Source organism: Lysinibacillus sp. fls2-241-R2A-57 (assembly GCF_030209535.1).
Lineage (GTDB): Bacteria > Bacillota > Bacilli > Bacillales_A > Planococcaceae > Lysinibacillus.
Map to the genome: position 1 here is coordinate 1 of NZ_JARVRU010000134.1, position 4,016 is coordinate 4,016.

Genomic DNA, 4,016 nt, shown 5'->3' on the forward strand with positions numbered 1-4,016 from the left:
TGCCGTAAGCAATGGGTTTCCAAATGTTCATTTCTTTTTTCAAACAATTAATCGAGCCCATCGTCACATTCTTGCCTACTATAAACAAAAACATTAAATTATAAATCTTGTTATCTAGTGCTGGCGTGATGAAATCGAAGTAACCAATTTGTACACCGTTCACATCATTCATGCCGATATCCAACATTTTTGCAGTTGGCTGCGTTTTTTGAAGGATAGTCATCATGGCCTCTGTGAAGTCTTCTAATTCCTCTTCCTTAATCTGTTGTTCCATCATTTTCATTGTGACGTTGATTGACGTACTTTCACTTGTATAGATATACTCGGGTCTACGGCTTGAGGGATATTTAATATCCATTAATTCCTGTTCCATCACTTCGAATGTTGCAGGAATACACATTTTAATTTGATTCTCATAAAAACCAAGTTCTGTAAACTCAATTGTTTCATCCTCAATCTTTAGCTGACCTTCTTTAATCGCTTTAACAATGTCCGTATGTAATAATTGGTTTTCGATGTTCTCCATCCGTTTCTTCTGCCTTGCATGCTTCGTCATCTCGATAACTTCTTCATCCATGAAATTCATTGTTTTCTCTCCTTCGATTTCTATTATTCGTTTTATCTCATAACCTTGTATTTTTTTGCTTTCCTATTAAATACACCGATCATTTATCAACATTCAACAGACGCTTTTTGTTATTAACTTTATTTTTGGGTAATATTCCAGCATTAATTACATATATGGAATCAGAACCATTAAATGGTTATTTTTCATTAAATATGCTAATAAACCGAAGATAAAAAGTCAACATCCATACGCACTATTATTCTGAATAAACAAAAAAATAATACTGAAGGTCGGGAAAATTTGAATTTTAGTAGTTAGATATACAGTGTGAGAGAAGGATAAAGTGATACTTTAAGCAGTCGGTAGAAGAAATGGAACTGTGTCGAACTGTGAATATATTTATGGCGGAGAGAATAATTATAAGTTGATATGATGGTAAAGGTACGCTCGCATTAATGAGAACAATATCCTAATGATACCTTTTTAAAATGAGATCAAAGGGCTTATTAAATCTGCGGGCTTTTACACAAATAAAGAAGAGATCAGGTACTTTAAATTAGGCAACAAAAAAGAGGGGTTCTTTGCCCCTCTTTGCGATCTACGGTCCATCTCAATACCTGTGCCAACAAATGTTGGAATAAAGAATATAGTTGACATCTCTCTGGAAATTAACTCGGCAATTCAATAAAATTTTGAGCAAATTGATAAATTAAATGAGCAGGTACAGCCAGATTAAGATTCTGACCATCATTAAAGCCTGCTGTAATCAAACCTACCAATCTCCCATGCATATCCAATAAAGCGCCACCAGAACTTCCGTTTGAAATAGCCGCTGTAAATTGAATCATAGACATATTTCGAATATCCCGGAAACCAGAAACAATACCATCAGAAACAGAATTAAATAATCCTAGAGGACTGCCAATAGCAACGACTTTCTGTCCTCGAACTAATTGACCTTCCACTTTAACTGGTAAAGCTTTACTTCTTCTATTCACTTTAAGAATAGCCAAATCATGTATATCATGATATTTTACAAATTGATGTGTAATATGTTCGTTCGTATCGTTTTCATATAGTACAGAATAATATTCACCACCACTCACAACATGCAAGTTTGTTAAAATATAACCATCTTGATGAAGAACAACACCAGAACCATAGCACAACACCTCGTGATCCTCTCCGAACGTTTTAATCATTACAACAGATGTGGCTAAAGAAGCTAATTGTTCATAGCTACACTCTCCTGTAGTCTTACTCTGAACCGGAAGAATCATTGTTTGTTGCGGTGTTGTACTCTTCTTTGGCAGAGATTTAGGTATTACTAATTCCCTTTCGTAGACATCACGACACTTAAATAAAGTAGATGACGCTGCTATGCTTGGAGGCAAATTTGGAATGTCTTCTTTAGGATTCATATAACAGATATCACAACCAAGTGTCGATAAGAAATATAAGAATAATAATTCATGCTGAGTAATGTTACCAATAAAAACAATTTTCTGCACTGTTTGGTTATCTTCAGAAAAAATTTGAGGCAAATAATAATCCATCCAGTATAAAAATTTCACTGCAAAATTTTTTAATAAAGTGGCATTGGAATTAGGGTGATTTTCTTTATAAATATGGATGATTTCTTGAAAGCTAAGTTTTTTTGTCCATTCAAGTTGATCATTCTTTAATCTACTGCATAAAGTTGTCTTGTAAAGTATCGGAGGGTTGTTAACAGCAGCTTGCCAATTTTCCCAAAGCTCCGCAAATCGATCTATATCTTTATTATTGGTAATGACCTCCAGTTTATGTAATCGCAAATAATGCACACTTTGCTTTTTAGCATAAAAATACTCATCCATTTTTAAAATATTTTCCTTATAAAGATCTACAGAATCAGGTATACCGATATATCGTAGAAAAACAACTTCCTTCGTAAGGGAGCTATTGGATTGAATGTTTTGCATAAACTCCTGAAGAGGATTGTCCGGCTTTTTATATTTTATTTTTAAAGGTCTAGTTGTCACAATCATATCCTTCCATCTCCTTTAAGCACGTATATTTATATATTTGGCACTTATATACAATTCGCTCATATTCCTCTAAATCCTTTATTAAATTAAAAAGTACAATTCATTTCAACTCATTTTAAAAAAAGAAGTCAACACCCCAAGAGTAGTTAACTTCTAAACGTTTAGCTATTTTTTTAAGTATTCATTTCCCATCAACATTCTTTTCCAAAATTATCAAGCAATGCACGCACTTCATCTGTTGATTTCGTGTTCATCAATTGGTTTCTTAATTCACCAGCTCCACGGAATCCTTTGACATAAATTTTGAAAAAGCGATGAAGCCCTGTAATTGAACGTGGTAGTGCTTCCGCATATTGATCTTGAAGATCAAGCTGCAGTCTTAAAAGATCAAGGTACTCTTTACTGCTATGCTCTTTTGGCTCTTTTTCAAAAGCAAAAGGATTTTTAAAAATACCTCGCCCGATCATCACGCCATCAATACCATATTGTTCAGCAAGCTGCTCCCCAGTTTGACGGTCAGGAATGTCTCCATTGATTGTTAGTAGCGTATTTGGTGCGATTCGGTCACGTAATTTTTTGATTTCAGGAATTAGCTCCCAATGCGCATCTACTTGGCTCATTTCCTTTCTTGTACGCAAATGAATAGATAGGTTCGCAATATCCTGTTTTAAAATATGCGTGAGCCACTCTTCCCACTCATTGACATCGTTATAGCCAAGTCGTGTTTTCACGCTGACAGGTAGTCCGCCCGCTTTTGCTGCTTGAATAAGCTCTGCCGCAACGTCTGGACGCAAAATAAGGCCACTACCTTTCCCTCTTGATGCCACATTCGGCACAGGGCAGCCCATATTTATATCGATACCTTTAAACCCTAGCTCTGCCATGCCAATACTCATTTGACGGAAATACTCGGGATTATCCCCCCAAATATGAGCCACCATTGGCTGTTCATCTTCTGTAAAAATCAAACGGCCACGCACACTTTTCATGCCCTCTGGATGACAATAGCTATCCGAGTTTGTAAACTCTGTGAAAAATACGTCTGGTCGACCAGCTTCACTTACGACGTGACGAAAAACAACATCTGTCACATCTTCCATTGGTGCAAGTACAAAAAATGGTCGCGGTAAATCACGCCAAAAATTATCTATCATTTCAAACTCAAATCCTCTCACTATGGATACAACTTCAAACTCTTGGTCAAAAATATGAAGCCAAATGTTCCACTTCTTTTACACTTATATCATGCTCAATAACTTATTATCAAACACAAGTACATTTGGCATTTATAATTTGTGAAAATCAACAATGTTTATTTTAACGAAAATCGGTCCTGAATGGTATTTTTAATCCGCTAAAAGAAGTTAAAATCGAGTAGGAGGGAGTGATTAACTCCCGACCTCTCACACCACCGTACGTAC

3 protein-coding genes are annotated in these 4,016 nt (G+C 35.6%); all 3 read right to left on the minus strand.

Going from position 1 to position 4,016, the window contains the following annotated elements:
• The coding region (locus tag QRN68_RS19240; RefSeq protein ID WP_285398511.1) for a hypothetical protein at nucleotides 1-586 on the minus strand (586 nt) is incomplete at its 3' end.
• Between the two features lie 650 nt (nucleotides 587-1,236).
• Complete coding sequence (locus tag QRN68_RS19245; protein WP_285398512.1) at nucleotides 1,237-2,595, minus strand: trypsin-like peptidase domain-containing protein; 1,359 nt, start codon at nucleotides 2,593-2,595, stop codon at nucleotides 1,237-1,239.
• A 191-nt stretch (nucleotides 2,596-2,786) separates the two neighbouring features.
• Nucleotides 2,787-3,749 (minus strand): tRNA dihydrouridine synthase, encoded by a 963-nt coding sequence (locus QRN68_RS19250; protein ID WP_285398513.1) that lies wholly within the window; start codon nucleotides 3,747-3,749, stop codon nucleotides 2,787-2,789.
• Between the last annotated feature and the right edge of the window lie 267 nt (nucleotides 3,750-4,016).